The organism is Psychromonas sp. KJ10-10 (assembly GCF_047323245.1).
Classification (GTDB): domain Bacteria; phylum Pseudomonadota; class Gammaproteobacteria; order Enterobacterales; family Psychromonadaceae; genus Psychromonas.
Genome location: NZ_CP178826.1, coordinates 2,244,664 through 2,259,204, shown reverse-complemented (window position 1 = coordinate 2,259,204; position 14,541 = coordinate 2,244,664). Strand labels below are relative to the sequence as shown.

The 14,541-nt window shown below is 36.0% G+C and carries 20 protein-coding genes, 1 tRNA gene and 2 pseudogenes; 12 read left to right on the top strand and 11 right to left on the bottom strand.

The features are described 5' to 3' along the window. Positions 1-194: 194 nt before the first annotated feature. Positions 195-280: transfer RNA gene (locus ACLKMH_RS13105), tRNA-Leu, on the bottom strand. Positions 281-736: 456 nt separating this feature from the next. Between ACLKMH_RS13105 and ACLKMH_RS13100 the strand changes: the two genes are divergently transcribed. From ACLKMH_RS13100 to ACLKMH_RS13090, 3 genes are all read left to right on the top strand, one after another. Beyond that, on the top strand, positions 737-2,362 hold the full coding sequence (locus ACLKMH_RS13100; RefSeq protein ID WP_413698575.1) for a choice-of-anchor I family protein: 1,626 nt from the start codon (positions 737-739) through the stop codon (positions 2,360-2,362). Positions 2,363-2,491: 129 nt separating this feature from the next. Then, a complete protein-coding gene (locus ACLKMH_RS13095; protein WP_413698574.1) occupies positions 2,492-2,815 on the top strand; it encodes a VF530 family DNA-binding protein in 324 nt (107 codons plus the stop codon). A gap of 67 nt (positions 2,816-2,882) precedes the next feature. Beyond that, positions 2,883-3,263: a DUF3622 domain-containing protein gene (locus ACLKMH_RS13090; RefSeq protein ID WP_413698573.1), complete on the top strand. Its 381-nt coding sequence runs from the start codon at positions 2,883-2,885 to the stop codon at positions 3,261-3,263. Positions 3,264-3,402: 139 nt separating this feature from the next. Here ACLKMH_RS13090 and ACLKMH_RS13085 read toward each other — a convergent pair whose 3' ends face one another. The 5 genes and pseudogenes from ACLKMH_RS13085 to ACLKMH_RS13065 form a co-directional block, all read right to left on the bottom strand. Further along, complete coding sequence (locus ACLKMH_RS13085) at positions 3,403-4,083, bottom strand: hypothetical protein (RefSeq protein WP_413698572.1); 681 nt, start codon at positions 4,081-4,083, stop codon at positions 3,403-3,405. Positions 4,084-4,103: 20 nt separating this feature from the next. Further along, entirely contained in the window at positions 4,104-4,595 is a 492-nt protein-coding gene (locus tag ACLKMH_RS13080) for a glycoside hydrolase family 19 protein (RefSeq protein WP_413698571.1), read from the bottom strand. Beyond that, positions 4,573-5,097 carry a peptidoglycan-binding domain-containing protein gene (locus ACLKMH_RS13075; protein WP_413698570.1) on the bottom strand — a complete coding sequence of 175 codons (525 nt, stop codon included), beginning with the start codon at positions 5,095-5,097 and terminating at the stop codon, positions 4,573-4,575. The genes ACLKMH_RS13080 and ACLKMH_RS13075 overlap by 23 nt, the downstream gene beginning before the upstream one ends. Positions 5,098-5,766: 669 nt before the next feature. Further along, positions 5,767-6,036 (bottom strand): annotated as a pseudogene (locus tag ACLKMH_RS13070) (GFA family protein); the annotation flags it as partial. Next, positions 6,018-6,173, bottom strand: coding sequence for a hypothetical protein (locus tag ACLKMH_RS13065; RefSeq protein WP_413698569.1), 156 nt, complete (start codon positions 6,171-6,173; stop codon positions 6,018-6,020). The gene ACLKMH_RS13065 and the pseudogene ACLKMH_RS13070, both read right to left, overlap by 19 nt. A 166-nt stretch (positions 6,174-6,339) precedes the next feature. Between ACLKMH_RS13065 and ACLKMH_RS13060 the strand changes: the two are divergent. Beyond that, positions 6,340-7,098 (top strand): annotated as a pseudogene (locus ACLKMH_RS13060) (metal-dependent hydrolase). A gap of 143 nt (positions 7,099-7,241) precedes the next feature. On the opposite strand, the gene ACLKMH_RS13055 reads toward ACLKMH_RS13060, so the two are convergent. From ACLKMH_RS13055 to ACLKMH_RS13035, 5 genes are read right to left on the bottom strand one after another with little or no spacing between them, the layout of a single operon-like run. Beyond that, positions 7,242-7,793, bottom strand: a complete 552-nt coding sequence (locus ACLKMH_RS13055) for a type II toxin-antitoxin system HipA family toxin (RefSeq protein WP_413698568.1) — start codon at positions 7,791-7,793, stop codon at positions 7,242-7,244. Beyond that, positions 7,721-8,008 (bottom strand): HipA domain-containing protein, encoded by a 288-nt coding sequence (locus ACLKMH_RS13050; protein WP_413698567.1) that lies wholly within the window; start codon positions 8,006-8,008, stop codon positions 7,721-7,723. The genes ACLKMH_RS13055 and ACLKMH_RS13050 overlap by 73 nt, the downstream gene beginning before the upstream one ends. Continuing rightward, positions 7,932-8,111, bottom strand: coding sequence for a hypothetical protein (locus tag ACLKMH_RS13045; RefSeq protein ID WP_413702470.1), 180 nt, complete (start codon positions 8,109-8,111; stop codon positions 7,932-7,934). The genes ACLKMH_RS13050 and ACLKMH_RS13045 overlap by 77 nt, the downstream gene beginning before the upstream one ends. Positions 8,112-8,122: 11 nt before the next feature. Then, positions 8,123-8,365 carry a HipA N-terminal domain-containing protein gene (locus ACLKMH_RS13040; RefSeq protein WP_413698566.1) on the bottom strand — a complete coding sequence of 81 codons (243 nt, stop codon included), beginning with the start codon at positions 8,363-8,365 and terminating at the stop codon, positions 8,123-8,125. Beyond that, the gene (locus ACLKMH_RS13035) at positions 8,358-8,606 is read right to left on the bottom strand and encodes a helix-turn-helix transcriptional regulator (RefSeq protein ID WP_413698565.1); all 249 of its coding nucleotides are present in this window, start codon (positions 8,604-8,606) and stop codon (positions 8,358-8,360) included. Before ACLKMH_RS13035 ends, ACLKMH_RS13040 begins: the two co-directional genes overlap by 8 nt. Before the next feature lie 140 nt (positions 8,607-8,746). On the opposite strand from ACLKMH_RS13035, the gene ACLKMH_RS13030 reads away from it, so the two are divergent. From ACLKMH_RS13030 to ACLKMH_RS12995, 8 genes are all read left to right on the top strand, one after another. Next, the gene (locus ACLKMH_RS13030) at positions 8,747-9,280 is read left to right on the top strand and encodes a hypothetical protein (RefSeq protein ID WP_413698564.1); all 534 of its coding nucleotides are present in this window, start codon (positions 8,747-8,749) and stop codon (positions 9,278-9,280) included. A 19-nt stretch (positions 9,281-9,299) separates the two neighbouring features. Next, positions 9,300-9,437 (top strand): hypothetical protein, encoded by a 138-nt coding sequence (locus ACLKMH_RS13025; RefSeq protein WP_413698563.1) that lies wholly within the window; start codon positions 9,300-9,302, stop codon positions 9,435-9,437. Between the two features lie 61 nt (positions 9,438-9,498). Next, on the top strand, positions 9,499-11,364 hold the full coding sequence (locus ACLKMH_RS13020; RefSeq protein WP_413698562.1) for a DNA phosphorothioation-associated putative methyltransferase: 1,866 nt from the start codon (positions 9,499-9,501) through the stop codon (positions 11,362-11,364). Positions 11,365-11,680: 316 nt separating this feature from the next. After that, positions 11,681-12,079 carry a DNA sulfur modification protein DndB gene (locus ACLKMH_RS13015; protein ID WP_413698561.1) on the top strand — a complete coding sequence of 133 codons (399 nt, stop codon included), beginning with the start codon at positions 11,681-11,683 and terminating at the stop codon, positions 12,077-12,079. Continuing rightward, complete coding sequence (locus tag ACLKMH_RS13010) at positions 11,994-12,773, top strand: DNA sulfur modification protein DndB (protein WP_413698560.1); 780 nt, start codon at positions 11,994-11,996, stop codon at positions 12,771-12,773. The genes ACLKMH_RS13015 and ACLKMH_RS13010 overlap by 86 nt, the downstream gene beginning before the upstream one ends. Before the next feature lies 1 nt (position 12,774). Continuing rightward, complete coding sequence (locus tag ACLKMH_RS13005) at positions 12,775-12,993, top strand: hypothetical protein (protein ID WP_413698559.1); 219 nt, start codon at positions 12,775-12,777, stop codon at positions 12,991-12,993. A 156-nt stretch (positions 12,994-13,149) separates the two neighbouring features. After that, complete coding sequence (locus ACLKMH_RS13000; RefSeq protein WP_413698558.1) at positions 13,150-14,103, top strand: phosphoadenosine phosphosulfate reductase family protein; 954 nt, start codon at positions 13,150-13,152, stop codon at positions 14,101-14,103. Further along, positions 14,040-14,540 (top strand): hypothetical protein, encoded by a 501-nt coding sequence (locus ACLKMH_RS12995; protein ID WP_413698557.1) that lies wholly within the window; start codon positions 14,040-14,042, stop codon positions 14,538-14,540. Before ACLKMH_RS13000 ends, ACLKMH_RS12995 begins: the two co-directional genes overlap by 64 nt. The last annotated feature ends 1 nt before the right edge of the window (position 14,541 follow it).

The following is a 14,541-nucleotide window of genomic DNA, read 5'->3' as shown; positions in this document are numbered from 1 at the left end:
AGTAGATATGAGTCATAGTTGTTCGTGGCTAGAAGCTCAGTACTCGAAGCTTTATTATCTTTAGTAGAGAGCTACGAGCATTGAGACTCGAAGCCATTAATTATTAGCCATTAGTCTGTAACAGGGAAATAAGCGAAGATGCTGAATTTTAGGCAATAAAAAGCCCCGATAAACGAGGCTCTTTATTTTAAATATGGTGCCCGGAGCGAGACTTGAACTCGCACGCACAGAATGCACAAGATTTTAAATCTTGGGTGTCTACCGATTCCACCATCCGGGCAATTACTTTACTTGAACTTGTTTGCTCAGTGCTTAGTAAGTGACGAGTATTCTATACATTTTTAATTCAACTACAAGCGCTTAAGGGTGATTATTTTCAAAAAAACGTTTGAATGTCGATAAATTCAACAAACTAACTATTTATTAAGCAAGCGAGCATAAAAATTGACCGGCAAACTCAACATTTCTCAACTTTAGTCCCCCCACTTTTCTATCACCGTCATCGCATTGCCACGAAAATGCAATATAACTGTCATCTTTATTCGGTAAAACATGCCCAACCTAAAAACGATTCGATTCACTTAGATACAAATAAGGTAAGTCATGAAAAAGAACTTGATCACTACAATAATCCTTTCAACTGCACTGAGCGCATGTTCAACAACCAGCAATACTGAACATACTTCGATAGAATTAACGCCTCAAGGTCGCTATCACAGTAACATTTTTGATCAAAGTGCTCGCCGAAATCGTAACTTACGATAAAATGACCCAGCAAACATTTGTTGTAAATGCACAGTCTGGCAAAATTGACGTACTAAATAGTAAAGATATCCAGCACCCAACACTAAATACCTCATTAGATATCAAAAGCGATTTAAAAAAACACCTTAACGTAGATGCTGGAGCAACCAATAGCGTTGATGTAAAAAATGGCTTACTTGCCATTGCCATTGAAGCAGAAAATAAAACAGATGCTGGTTGGGTTGCATTTTATAACAGTCAAAACTTATCCTTTATTAATGCCGTTTACGTTGGTGCATTGCCAGATATGCTAACTTTCACAGCAAATGGCAAGCAACTAGTGGTTGCTATTGAAGGTGAGCCAAGTAACGATAACTATGCCATTGACCCAGATGGTGAAGTAGCAATTATTGATATTGATTGGCATAAAGGACAACTTAGCACAGAGGTGACACGTATTACCTTTGATGATTTTAACCTTGGTGCCAAACGTCATAGCGAATTACCAAAACAAGTTGTTTTAAATGGATACAATGCTTCTGTTGCACAGGACATTGAGCCTGAGTACATCGCCATTAATAACAAAGCGCGTAAAGCCTATGTCGCATTACAAGAAAATAATGCTATTGCAGTTATTGACCTAAAAACCAAGTCGATTGAAAAAATCATGGCACTAGGTTTCAAAGATCACATGCTAGCCGGTAACGAATTTGATGGAAACAACAAAGACAAAAAAGCCAATATCAAAAACGAACCAGCGCTTGGTCAATATCAACCTGACTCAATTGCAACCGTGCGCATTAAACATAATGACTATTTACTAACGGCTAACGAAGGTGATGATCGTAGTGATTGGTTGATTGAAGTACCACAAATGCAATGTGAAATGGCAAACTTCTATTACAACCTTGATGACAAAGCCTGTGCCGACGATATAAACCTTGCCGATGCTTTCGACAAAGAAGTTTATAATCCACAACGCAATAAACTTGATTTAAGCCACTTTGAAAAAGACGGTAAATATCAAGATGCCGTACAACAAGTCAAATTCTCACATTCAGCAACACAAGAGTTTGGTGATATTGATGGTGATGGCAAAATTGACCGCCTAATGACATTTGGTGGACGTTCATTCTCTATTTGGGACATGAAAACAGAAACATTAGTCTTCGATTCAGGCAGTGATTTTGAACTTATTACCGCAGAAAAATACGGTAAACAGTTTAACCAATCAAACAGTAAACTCAAAAGTGAAGACCGCAGTGATAACAAAGGCCCTGAGCCAGAAGCAATCACAACAGGTGTTATTCATGGTCAGACCTACGCCTTTATTGGCCTTGAGCGTATGGGTGGGATCATGGTTTACAATATCAGTAACCCAAGCGAAGCAAAGTTTGTACAATACCTAAATAACCGTAACCTTAATGTTGACCCTAAAGACAATAAAGATAGCAACGGTGATGGTATTGAAGAATATCAAATTGACGCTGGTGATTTAGGCCCAGAGGGTTTCAAATTTGTGTCAGCTAAAGATAGCCCAACGAATAGCCCAATTTTAATTGTTGGTAACGAAGTCAGTGGTACCACAAGCTTTTACAGCATCGACATTAAAAAATAACGAAAGCCCCTAAATTATGTTGGTAAATGTCCATCATTTACCAACATTTTATTGTAAACCCATTATTTAAACTTATCTGGCCAGTATTCTTTGTTACACTATGCTTTCAACAACATCTTAGGTAACAAAATGAATAAAGATCCACTCCACGGCGTAAAACTAGAAAACATTTTAATCGACTTAGAAAAAAAGTTCGGCTGGAAAACAATGGGTGAAACCCTAAATATTAACTGTTTCATCAATAATCCGCGTCTAAAATCGAGTTTAAAATTTCTACGTAAAACGCCCTGGGCACGTAAAAAAGTGGAGATTTTATACCTCAAAACATTCTGCAAAGATAACCCTGCAACCAGCGAATTGATTAGAAACTTTATCGAACAAAAAAATAACAGTGGTTCAGCAAAAATAAAAAGCGAAAAAGGCTTTAGTTGGCCAACAATAAAAAGCAAATAACGAAATTCCATGTTAAGATCAGCGCGAACTGAATTTCAGTACAGAATATTATTAGGAAAAAACAACAATGTCACAACAACAAAAATTCGACTTTTCTGTTAGCCAAGTTGGCGATCAATGGAATGCGGAAGTTACCCGTCGAGTTAGCTCACGCAAAACAAGCGTTACCAAACAAAAGAAAGGTTTTGCAAGTGAAGCACAAGCAACAGAATGGGCAGAAGCAAAACTAGCTGAATGTGTTGAAAACCTACAAGCAGGTAATCAACGTAAAGCAGATAAACGTCATGCTCGCACCGAATTAGCGACTAAACAAGCTTCAGAAAAAGCGCTAGCGACTGAATTATATAACAAAAAACAACAAGCTTACTTTGAGTCATTAGATGATGAAGACTTTGATGAAGATGATAGCTACGATGAAGATTACGAAGACGATTTAGAAACTCGTTAATCTTTTAAGTTAAGCAGAATCAGTACAGATTTTGCTTAACAAATATCAACCACTCTCTTTGTGCTTTTGCTGATAACAGTAAAACTGAGAGTGGTAAATTTCTGTAAATACTCACCCTATTAATTACCTAAAAAAACCACTAGTGTTTTGGCCAATTTGAATATTCTGATTTTGACTTTAATTGCCAGTCAGCAATTTTTGCATCAACCTCATCACAGCTTTCCTTAGTACGTAAAGAAATCACATTTGCTTGCTCTGTTAAAACAGAATAATTAGTACTTATACCGCATCCTCCGCCACTTCGATAAAAATCATCAACACGAATATGACCGTTAACAACATCAAAATGAAAGTTTCCTGATACAAGGGGGTCACGATATTGATAATAGCCAAAGTCGGATTTTGTTTCCAAACTAGCATCAACAGGCGCATCTTTTATCAAAGCAAATTGAGGGAAGTTAATTAGCTGATAAGAAGCATTTGATGCATTATTTTGTAAATAGAAGATTAATCCTTGCTGATAAGCACCCGTTTCACATACTACTGAAATCAGCTTTTTACCTGCAACCCAATCATAAATTTCAACGCCAACAAAACTATCATCGTATTGGGTAATATGACTCACTCCATCATCACAAAAACCAGGCCAATTCAATTTCTCTCGCCACTGAGTTCGTGTTTTCTCAGCAACAGAAGCATCAATACTTTCAAGGACAGATGGGCTAGTACAAGCGAATAAAAACGGCCATGCCGATAAAATTAATAACGCCTTAGTTGAATGATTCTTTAACCTACTTTTTAATAATAACTTGTTTTTCACGTTTTAATTTTTCACTTTAATTATCGTATTTTTAATTTAGCCAAATCACTTAATGAACAGGCCGCCAAACGTAATAAACACTCAATAGACAGCGCATATTCAGCTATCTTAGTTGCATGATCCGTTCCATTAATAATACGGCGAGCATTAAAATAATCTACATTATTTTCCGTTATATAATCCGACAATTTTTTTCCGGTAAAACGTCCATGGCGCATTCCAAAGGACATGATCTGATAAGCCATATCCGGTTCAAGTGCCGAATCAGGGTTAATATACAAATTATCGCCAATATCTAACGCCTTTCCCAGATTCTTATAATTATAATCCCAGGTAATTTGCACATAACCACGCCCATAATAGACATTTTCATATACTTTCCCAGCAACACCACGGATACCATGAGTGTCCGTCACATCAAATACCTGCGCATACTGATAACCACGCCCCTTACCCGCTTCGCTTCTTGGTAAAAATGAAAAAGTAGTTTCATGATAAGCGGTAGCCAACATATAAGCGTACCCATTCAAAGCAAATAATCTTACTATCCATTTTTATTTTATTAAAAAAACCAGCAAGATCTTCACCTTTAGAAATAGTTAATCCATGATACTGTTTAAAAAAGTCTTTAAAGCGTTTTGTCGAAATAGTATTTAATACTGTTTTTTCAAAGTCAGCAGGCTTAAAAATTGTTTTCATCAACGAAACAGGTGGCGTTTTTTGAATTTCAATAAGCTTCTTAAAAGTAAGTCCATTAGGGTCTACTCGTCCATCAGGTATCTTCATTTCCACAATATCCTGTTGGAATTGTTTGATAGCCACAATAAGCACATCAGAAATAGAACCATTAACCTCTAATAAAGAATAATCGTCATCCACATCATTGTTGCCTAAACGGAATTGCCTTCTAAGATCTAAAAAAGTTGCCTTTAACAAGGCTTGAATTAACGCCACATCTATCGCTTTATTTTTCCCACCTTTACCAACAGAATATAAAATTTCAATTGTTTGCATAATCTGTCTCCTTATACCAATGCGATTAAAAAAGTGCTCAGAATGTTGCGTAGGAAAAGGTGTTTAGCTCGAGGCGAAAGTTATTGTAAACGTCACGGAACCTTCAACAATGAAATAAGCGCTTTAACCAATAAAAAGAACAATAATTATTACGACTGGTATTAATATTCGAAAATCCCCCAACTAGGTTAACTTGGTTAACCTATCGCTAAATCACGAATAATAGATAACACGTGAAGCTAGCTAATTTATATCAAAATCATATTTAATATTAATTTATTATCATTCAAAAATCACACAAAACACAAAAATAAATTCATTATTTTGAATAAAAGAGAGGTAGGATTTAATTACAAAAGATGTAAAGAATGAAGATCAAGGAGGGACATAAAGTAAAAGCAATTCCGTTAATACATTACTAAATAACCTCAGTTCTGGATAAGCAAAACGATACAGTACCTTTATTTACGCATATTTCTGCGTTAAATCATCTCCCAATAACCCGTTATTGCTTCGATAATTCGCCTTGAACTACGCAAAACTAACAGCACTGTATAATATATTTTTTAACCTCTTGAAGTTTAATGTTATTTCGCATCCATTACCCAGAGCTGAGGTTAAATAAAAACTTCTTTTTGATCAGTAATGTATTAACGGAATTAGCATCAATTAAACAGGCATGTTTTCAAAGCAATGAACATCATTCAAGATCTTATCCCAATTGCCTTTACTATCGGTACAAAGGTGCGCCTGTGGAGATATTTCAACATCCGTATCTAAACAGCCTGCTGGTACAACAATTATTTCTCTCGCTTTTGCATCAACTGGTAAAAGCGAGCTACAAACAGAACAAAAGTTGCGCGCAAAGTTAGCCCCTTCATGTCGATAAAAAGTCACTTTATCTTCACCACTCAACCAATTTAGCTTAGCCCCTGGTGCAAATAAATTAGCACAGTGCGCAGAACCCGAAGTTTTTCGACAACGGCTACAATGGCATAAAAAGAACTTTTTAAACGCCCCTCTATTTCAAACTTTACCGAACCACATAAACAAGAACCTGCCTGTAAATCTGCCATAAATATCTCCTTATAATATTACGAATTACTTATTGAGTACTGATAACTCCAAACATTATGTTCTAAAATCAACTTGTTGAATACTGTTTAAAGCCAATAATGAGATCCTGTTTTTAGTTAAAGGGACTTGCTAGAATAGCCACTCATTATTCCCACGAGATAAACAATGGCAAACTTCAATACCCATCTTAATGTCGCGACCACCTTAACCGGACTGAGTGCGAGCAGTGCTTTTATCTGCAGAACATATCAACATAAACACAGCGGTAGGTTTATGGTTTTTAGGCACCATTGGTGGATTATTACCAGATGTCGATTCTGATAACTCCCACTCACTAGATATTATTTTTAACTTATTCGCCTTAAGTGCAGTCTTAATCTGTATCCGCTACATAACCAGTGAATGGTCGGCACAACTCAGCTTCATTGAGCTTATTGCCATCCCGCTCGTGGTGTTTTTAGTCATAAAATACCTTGTTCGACCTCTCTTTGAATATTTCACCGTACATCGAGGCAGTTGCCACTCTTTATTATTTTTAATTTTATGTGCACTAATAACAACACAAGTGATATGGAGTGTGATATCGCCAAGCACACCACAAAGCGCCCTACAGGACAAAGCACTGATTGCATGGCTTTCAGGAGGGTTTATATTATTAGGGGATTAATTCACCTTTTATTAGACGAGTTATACAGCGTCGATTTAAGTAACGTCACCATCAAACGCTCCTTTGGTAGCGCACTGAAAATAGCTGATTTTGATAATAAAATACTAACCCTAATAACCGTCGTTATCATCGCAGGTTTAGCTTATATCGCTCCATCGCCCAACGAAACTATCAACACGTTAAGTGACTGGTCAAAGTTCAAATTCAGCCCAAGTGAGTTTGGGATGAGTTTTGCTAAGATAAAAGCGCTGTTTTGATATAGGCTATTTGAATAGAGGTTTTAAGTTGGGTTTAGTTATCTTGAATATTATTATTAAGTAACAGCTTTAGCTCATCAGCAATTCTTCTAAAATCTTCATGCTGGCGACTTATCGTTTCGATTATCGGTAAAGTAATTAATTTAGCATGATTCTATTTCTTGTAGAATTTGTTCTATTTGTTTGTTTGAAAGTAAGCAATGTTGCTTAGCAAATTTGACCAAAACCTTCCATTTAGGCCATCGTTTTGACCCAGTTAAACTTAAAGCCATCGTGTCATTTTTTATATACACCACAGTACTAACAATATCAAAGACAGGAGAAAATATAACAGGTTCACTTGGCATGTTTCCTAATCGATAATCAGTAAGATGATCATAGACAACCCCATAGTTTTTTAGATGTGCATCTCCATTTCTCAACATGATGTTTAACAATGTTAGTTTGAAAAAGTCATATAAAGCAGAAGAACGATGCGCTGAAGAAACAAACTGACTAATTGTATTAGCGCATGATTCTAAACTAGCATCATATTTTTGTTTTGTAGATTTTCCCTGTAAAACACAAAAATCTTCAAAACCGATAGGTTTACCATCAGCATTAATATCAAAACGTTTCGTTATCAGTAATCGACCATTATCACTAAGATAAAAAGGGAAACAACCAAACCTGCGACTTGAGCCATACTTAAACAAATAAACTCATTACATGCTAATTGAGGGTATTCGTCTCCCCAGCTTTTAACAATATATGAATCAATTGGGTATGTGTTTTTTTGGTTTACTTGCTGTTTGAATTGTTGCTTGAACTGCTGTTTAGCATCTAATAAGACTTTAGGTTGAACACCAGCAACACCAGAAACGTAGTGCAAATCGAGATAATAATTCAGAAAACAGATCAAGGTTATCACTTTCAATCAATTGATCTAAACTCAAATCAAAATCATCATCAGTAACAAGAGGTTTGTTTTCAAGTGCATACCTCACAGAACCAATTTGATTATTACCTAACAAAGCTAAAACCGTTAAATCATCACTCCCATATTGCTTAATAGTTGCTTTTTCAATTGCTTCACGTAACCCCCTTCAGGCATATTCATTTGAAAAAAAGGATGCAAACCATCAAACGAATAAGTTTCCACTCGAATAGGCATGGTTAAAGACAAAGCGTGTTTTGCAGTTAATTCATAGCCGTAATGATGCGCTATATTTTGCTTTTGAAGTCGTCCAACTCGTTTATTGTGATTATATACATCAACATTAGCCATTATTTTGCTCTTTTAATTGATCCAAAGTAGGCAAGCCGACATCAGTAACTGCCAGAGATTTGTTAAACAAATTCAATAACCGCTCAATCTTTCTCAGACCAACTTCATCATAATCACCACGCTCAACTTTACCAATTGTAGAGCGGTTAAGTCCCGCGTAATCCGCCAATTGTTGTTGGGTCCACTTATTCTTTTTTCTTTCTACGAGAATTATCTCTGATATCTTCAATAAAGAATTCATATAAACTAACCTTTTTGATGATTATAAGCACCAATATAATATAAAACAACAATATTGGTGATTATAATCAACAAAACATTTTATCGATAAATAATTAAAATGCTGTGCATATAATATTAATGGTTCAACAAGGGTAAAATATGAACAATAATTTAATAACTTGGTTTAAACAAAAACACACTGATTACGACGGTGATAATCAGCCATTCACTGAACAAACACAGCAAGCATTACAACAACTTAATGAAAATATTATTGCACCATTGCAAGCTCAATTTGGCGAGATAAAAGTCACCTACGGATTCACCTCTTTTCAATTACTCAGTTACATTAAAAAGAATAGCCCTGGAGATATGGCACCTGAACTTGATCAACACGCGACCTATGAACTAAACAGTCGCGGGAATAGAATATGTAAACGCGATGGTGCGACTTGTGATATCTACATTAAAGGTTACGAGAACCAGATGCACATCGTTGCACAATATGTTATCAATGAGCTACCGTACGATAGATTATATTTTTATGGCTCTGACCGCCCTATTCATATTAGTTTTGGCCCCGAACACTCAAAATATTTACATGTAAAACTGCGCGATGAAAATGGCAAGCGCAATATGGGTAAAGGTGCAAAAGAAAATAAAGCATTGGCTTTATTAGAAAACTCAATCTAGTGATGGAATAAAGAAACTCATGGACGCACAACTGTTTACAAAATTAGTCAAAGAAATCAAATTTGGTAAACAATTACCCGATGCATTATACCTTCATAAAGATGCCTTTAATGCATTACCTAAAACAGCTGCAGGGTTTTATACCCGCGGTTGCTAAAGCCCTTAATATAAAAGATGAAGAATGGAATTTAGTTAAATTATTCAAAAAAGAATTCCGCTTGTCGTTACTGAATTATCCTGAATTTTATCAAGACTCCTACCCTGCATTAAACAAAAGTATTAACGTCGATTTAAACAAGTTATCACACCGAATTACCGAATACTCAAATTCAGAAAACCCGCCTATTCTGCATCGAAAAGAAACCATGATCCTGAATGATAATCCTCACTATGAACATTTCACGCAAGTAACAAGCGAAGGAGTAAATGCAGGATTATATGAAAATACGCGCATGATAGGTTTTAAACAATCTTGGCTAAACTTAATTGCGCGACATGGTTATGAATTAATCGATGGGCGGTTATTCAGAAGTAGTTCGGTAATAGATCCAACATCAGACAAAAATATTGACCGCCACAAAACAGCAATCGTACGCCATGAATTATCAGCCCCCATGAAGTCACTCGCTAAAAGTGGTTTCTTAGAAGGTGATTACACAGTCTTTGATTACGGTTGTGGCCGTGGCGATGACTTACGTGAATTAGAAGCGCACGGATTAGATGCAATAGGATGGGACCCAAATTTTCAGCCTGATAATGATAAAGTAAGCTCAGATATAGTAAATTTAGGTTTTGTACTAAATGTTATTGAAGATCAAGATGAACGTTTAGAAGCTTTATTAAAAGCCTGGGAATTAACGCAACAATTTTTAGTTGTATCAGTGATGCTTGCTAATGAAACTTATATTAGCCAATTTACTCCCTATAAAGATGGCGTCATCACCTCACGAAATACCTTTCAAAAATACTTTGCTCAAACTGAAATAAAAAGCTATATCGAACGCCATTTAGGTGAAGTCGCAGTTACGGTTGCACCTGGGATTTTTTACATATTTAGAGATAAAATAGCAGAACAAAACTATTTGCAAAGTCGCTATAAACGTCACACCCATTGGAAACAACTCAGTTCACCAGAGCCTGTAAATACACAAAAAATACAAAAAGACCAAGCTAAATTATTAATCACACAACATGAATCACTGTTTAATGATTTTTGGCAAACCTGTTTACAATTAGGCCGAATCCCTGCCAATGAAGAGTTTCAAGAAGCTGAGTCAATAAAAGCTTTAACAGGCTCTTTTAAGAAAACTTTTTCATTACTTGGAGAACTTTACGATACCTCTGAATTTGAACAAGCACAGCATAAACGAAAAGAAGATTTGCTCGCTTATTTTGCAATAAGCTTATTCGAAAAACGTAAACCCTATACGCAACAGCCCGAAGACTTAAAACGAGATATCAAAGCGCTGTTTGGTGAATATAAAATCGCGCTTAATTTAGCCACAGAACTGTTATTTGCAATCGCTGATATCGAACTGATAGAACAACAATGTTTAAAAGCACATCAAGCCCTGCCTGCTAGTGTTTTAAACCAAGGGCACTCACTGTTATTACATAAAAGCTTTTTACCTGAATTACCCTTATTATTACGAATCTACGTAGACTCTGCTCTACAAATGTACGGTGAAATTGATGATGATATCGACCTAATAAAAATTCACATCACCTCAGGCAAAGTCACCCTCACAGGTTACGATGACTTTGAAAATAAAGCTGTCCCTTTTTTAGTTGAACGCATCAAAATAAAAATGGCAGAACAAGATATCGACTTCTTTGATTACATCAATGAAAACCGAAGACCGCCACTGTTAAATAAAGGAGCTTATATTGATGGGAGTTTTGTTAACTATAAAAAACAAATTAGCTTTGATAAACGCCTGGCTAAATTGCTGAATATAAATTTAGGCGAAGATGTTTTATTGTCGCGTAATGAGTTTGAGACAAGATTACGAGAAGAAGATAAAAAGATCGTTGGCTTTATACTCAAAAATTATTCGCCTCATTTTATGAGGCAAATAATATGAATAATTGCCTCATTAACTAAATAATAATAAATTACTCTGGCTTGACAGAAATGACTGGAGGCTAAATTTACCCTATAGGTTATTGATTTTCGATTACGTCAGTGCAAACCAAGAAATCTGTATATAAAAACACCACGTTATCCAATAACGTTTAGTAACTATTAAAGTACTTAAAAACCTTAAATAATGACTTATTTAGAGAAAAACTCACCAAATAAGTCTATATCTAATAAAAATTACTAACAAATATCTTGCGGTACGTTAAATTTAACGTACCATAGTCAACTACACGTTAATCTTAACATACAGGTGTATTATGAATAACTCTCAAGATGGTTACTGTTTTTCGTTTCCTGCTGTCAGTGGTATGCAAGCAGGCAAGCCCTTCTACCTAGCAACTTGCCCATTAAGTACCATTCCTAAGATATTCGTATTCGATGAAGAAGAAGTACCACCTGAATTAAGAGCGCAACGAACGTTAAATAAATCACGTATTCCAGAAATGGCACGTTACCTTGCAGAAAATCGAAATGATTACGTATTCTCAGCGATTACAGCTTCCGTTGCTTCCTCTATAAAATTTACAGAAGCTGGTCTATCAGGTTTAGGCACATTAAGCATTCCGATGGATGCACAAATCCTTATTAATGATGGTCAACACAGACGAGCAGACGATCGAAGCCGCATTAAAAGAAAACCCAGACTTAGGACATGACAATATTGCTGTTGTATTTTTTGTCGATGAAGGTTTAAAACGTAGCCAACAAATGTTTGCTGACTTAAACAAACATGCAGTAAAACCAAGCCCTTCTTTAGGTGCATTATATGATTTACGTGATGAAAGTGCTGAATTAGCGAGATATCAAGCACAACATATAAAACCATTTATCGGTTTTACTGAAATGGAAAAATCTAATATCAGTTCAAAAAGCAGTAAATTATTTACTTTAAGTAGTTTAAAACAAGCCAATCGTGCATTACTCAGCAAAGGTATGAAAGATGGCTTTTCAGATGAAGAAAGAACGCTTTCGAATGAATATTGGCATGCAGTATTTGATGCGACACCAGAATGGCAAATGATAATAAATAAAGAGTTGTCTCCATCTCAATTCCGACAAGAATATATACATGCTCACGGCGTAGGTTTACATGCATTAGGTTCTTTAGGATGTGCCTTGTTAACAGCAAAACCCAATGATTGGAAAGAAACAATCAAGCAACTTAAAAATGTAGATTGGCGTAAATCTAACCCTCAGTGGGCTACACGCAGTATGTTACATGGCAGGCTAAGTAAAGCATCAACCAATATTATGCTGACCACTAATGCATTAAAAGAAGCATTAGGTTTGCCGTTAACTCCCGATGAACGAATCTTAGAAAATAAATACATAACTAAAAAAGAGGCATAACATGGCTGATTTATTTAGAGCCGATGGCCTAGACGAAGAGCAAGTTGATTATATAGAAAATGAGTTTTTTGCAGGTTTTAAGCGTTACAACAACCATGAAACGCTACCTGAACAATTAAACACATATAATAATCTTGCGGATGAATTGAAAAATTTGGTCAGTGCAAACCTTTGTCGTGATCTTTTACGCGAAGAAAAAATCACGAAGGTTTTGCTTTAAAGCACTTCATCAATGACGTACAAACGGTTTATTGTAGTGATAATCGACCATGGGTTATTGGTTATAGTGGTGGTAAAGACTCCTCTGCAGTTGTGACGCTGATCTCATTTAGCTTTATTAGCATTAGATGAAGAAAAACGTACTAAAAATATCTATGTGGTAGCTTCCGATACATTAGTAGAAACACCACTGGTTATTGACCACGTCAATAAATCTTTAGCAAGTATTGGAAACCAGGCAAAACGTGACAATTTACCCATCACCACACATAAAGTATTACCGAAACCAGATAAAACTTTTTGGGCTTGTTTGTTAGGTAAAGGCTACCCAGCACCGACACAAAGTTTCCGTTGGTGTACAGAGAGAATGAAGATTGACCCTGTCAGTGATTTTATAAAAGATAAAGTAGCTAAGCACGATGAAGTCATCGTTATATTAGGCTCACGTAGCCAAGAAAGTGCTTCACGTGCTCAAGTTATCGCAAAACATAAAATAGAAAATACACGTCTTGCTCGACACACTACTTTAGCCAATGCATTTATCTATACTCCTATTGATACCTGGAGCATGGACGATGTGTGGAAAATATTGCGTGCTTGCAGTTTAGAGGTAACCATCTCACCTATGGGTATTGGTAAAAAGTGGTTAAACAAATATGAATTAGAATGGGAAAATCCATGGGGTTCAAAAAATATGACCTTGTGGAACTTGTACAAAGATTCATCTGACCAAGGCGAATGCCCAATGGTAATTGATGATAGTACTCCCTCTTGCGGTAATTCACGTTTTGGCTGTTGGACTTGCACTGTCGTAAGTAAAGATCGAGCAATGGAAAGTCTAATTAAAAATGGTGAAGAATGGATGCTACCATTGTTAGAATTTAGAGAGAAGCTAGCTATAACAACTATTCCAGAAGAAAAAGCTACATATAGAAATTTCAAAAGGCGCACGGGGAAAGTTAGTTACCAACGAGCTAAAAGCGATGAAGAGCTCACTAAAGACCGTGCTCATGTTCCTGGCCCTTATATGATGAGATTCCGTAAAGAATGGCTACAAGAATTACTCAATCAAGAAAAAAATTCAATGAAGATGGTTACAAAGTTACTTTAATTACTGAGCCTGAACTTCATGCAATTCGCCAAGAATGGTTAAACGACCCTAATGAGCCAGATTGGGCAGATGAGTTACCCAAAATTTACCGTGAAATATACGGTAAAGACTTAAATTGGGTAGTCAACGACAATAACAACTTTGGTGAAATAGAAGCACAAATTTTACTCGAGCTGGGTGAAAAATACGAAGTATCAGCTGAAATGGTCCAAAAATTACTCGACCTTGAGATTTCATTAGAGGGATTAAGTCGCCGTACAGGTGTCTTTGATAAAATTGGTACCTTGTTAAAACAGGATTGGGGCACACTCGAGCAAATAAAAGAGAAACACACGAACTTGCAAAGTCGTTCAGCTTTTGACGTCCACAAAGATCAAATTGCACAATATGAAGCAGAACTTGCCAAATTAGAGCAACTAAGCAAGGTAGAAATTTAAT

Coding starts and splice junctions, on each gene's coding strand:
- ACLKMH_RS13015 (WP_413698561.1), top strand. CDS start 11,681: ATGAATAACTCTCAAGATGGTTACTGTTTTTCGTTTCCTGCTGTCAGT.
- ACLKMH_RS13010 (WP_413698560.1), top strand. CDS start 11,994: ATGCACAAATCCTTATTAATGATGGTCAACACAGACGAGCAGACGATC.
- ACLKMH_RS13095 (WP_413698574.1), top strand. CDS start 2,492: ATGAATAAAGATCCACTCCACGGCGTAAAACTAGAAAACATTTTAATC.
- ACLKMH_RS13065 (WP_413698569.1), bottom strand. CDS start 6,173: ATGGCAGATTTACAGGCAGGTTCTTGTTTATGTGGTTCGGTAAAGTTT.
- ACLKMH_RS13025 (WP_413698563.1), top strand. CDS start 9,300: ATGGACGCACAACTGTTTACAAAATTAGTCAAAGAAATCAAATTTGGT.
- ACLKMH_RS13005 (WP_413698559.1), top strand. CDS start 12,775: ATGGCTGATTTATTTAGAGCCGATGGCCTAGACGAAGAGCAAGTTGAT.
- ACLKMH_RS13090 (WP_413698573.1), top strand. CDS start 2,883: ATGTCACAACAACAAAAATTCGACTTTTCTGTTAGCCAAGTTGGCGAT.
- ACLKMH_RS13075 (WP_413698570.1), bottom strand. CDS start 5,097: ATGCAAACAATTGAAATTTTATATTCTGTTGGTAAAGGTGGGAAAAAT.
- ACLKMH_RS13040 (WP_413698566.1), bottom strand. CDS start 8,365: ATGGCTAATGTTGATGTATATAATCACAATAAACGAGTTGGACGACTT.
- ACLKMH_RS13030 (WP_413698564.1), top strand. CDS start 8,747: ATGAACAATAATTTAATAACTTGGTTTAAACAAAAACACACTGATTAC.
- ACLKMH_RS13035 (WP_413698565.1), bottom strand. CDS start 8,606: ATGAATTCTTTATTGAAGATATCAGAGATAATTCTCGTAGAAAGAAAA.
- ACLKMH_RS12995 (WP_413698557.1), top strand. CDS start 14,040: ATGGCTACAAGAATTACTCAATCAAGAAAAAAATTCAATGAAGATGGT.
- ACLKMH_RS13080 (WP_413698571.1), bottom strand. CDS start 4,595: ATGTTGGCTACCGCTTATCATGAAACTACTTTTTCATTTTTACCAAGA.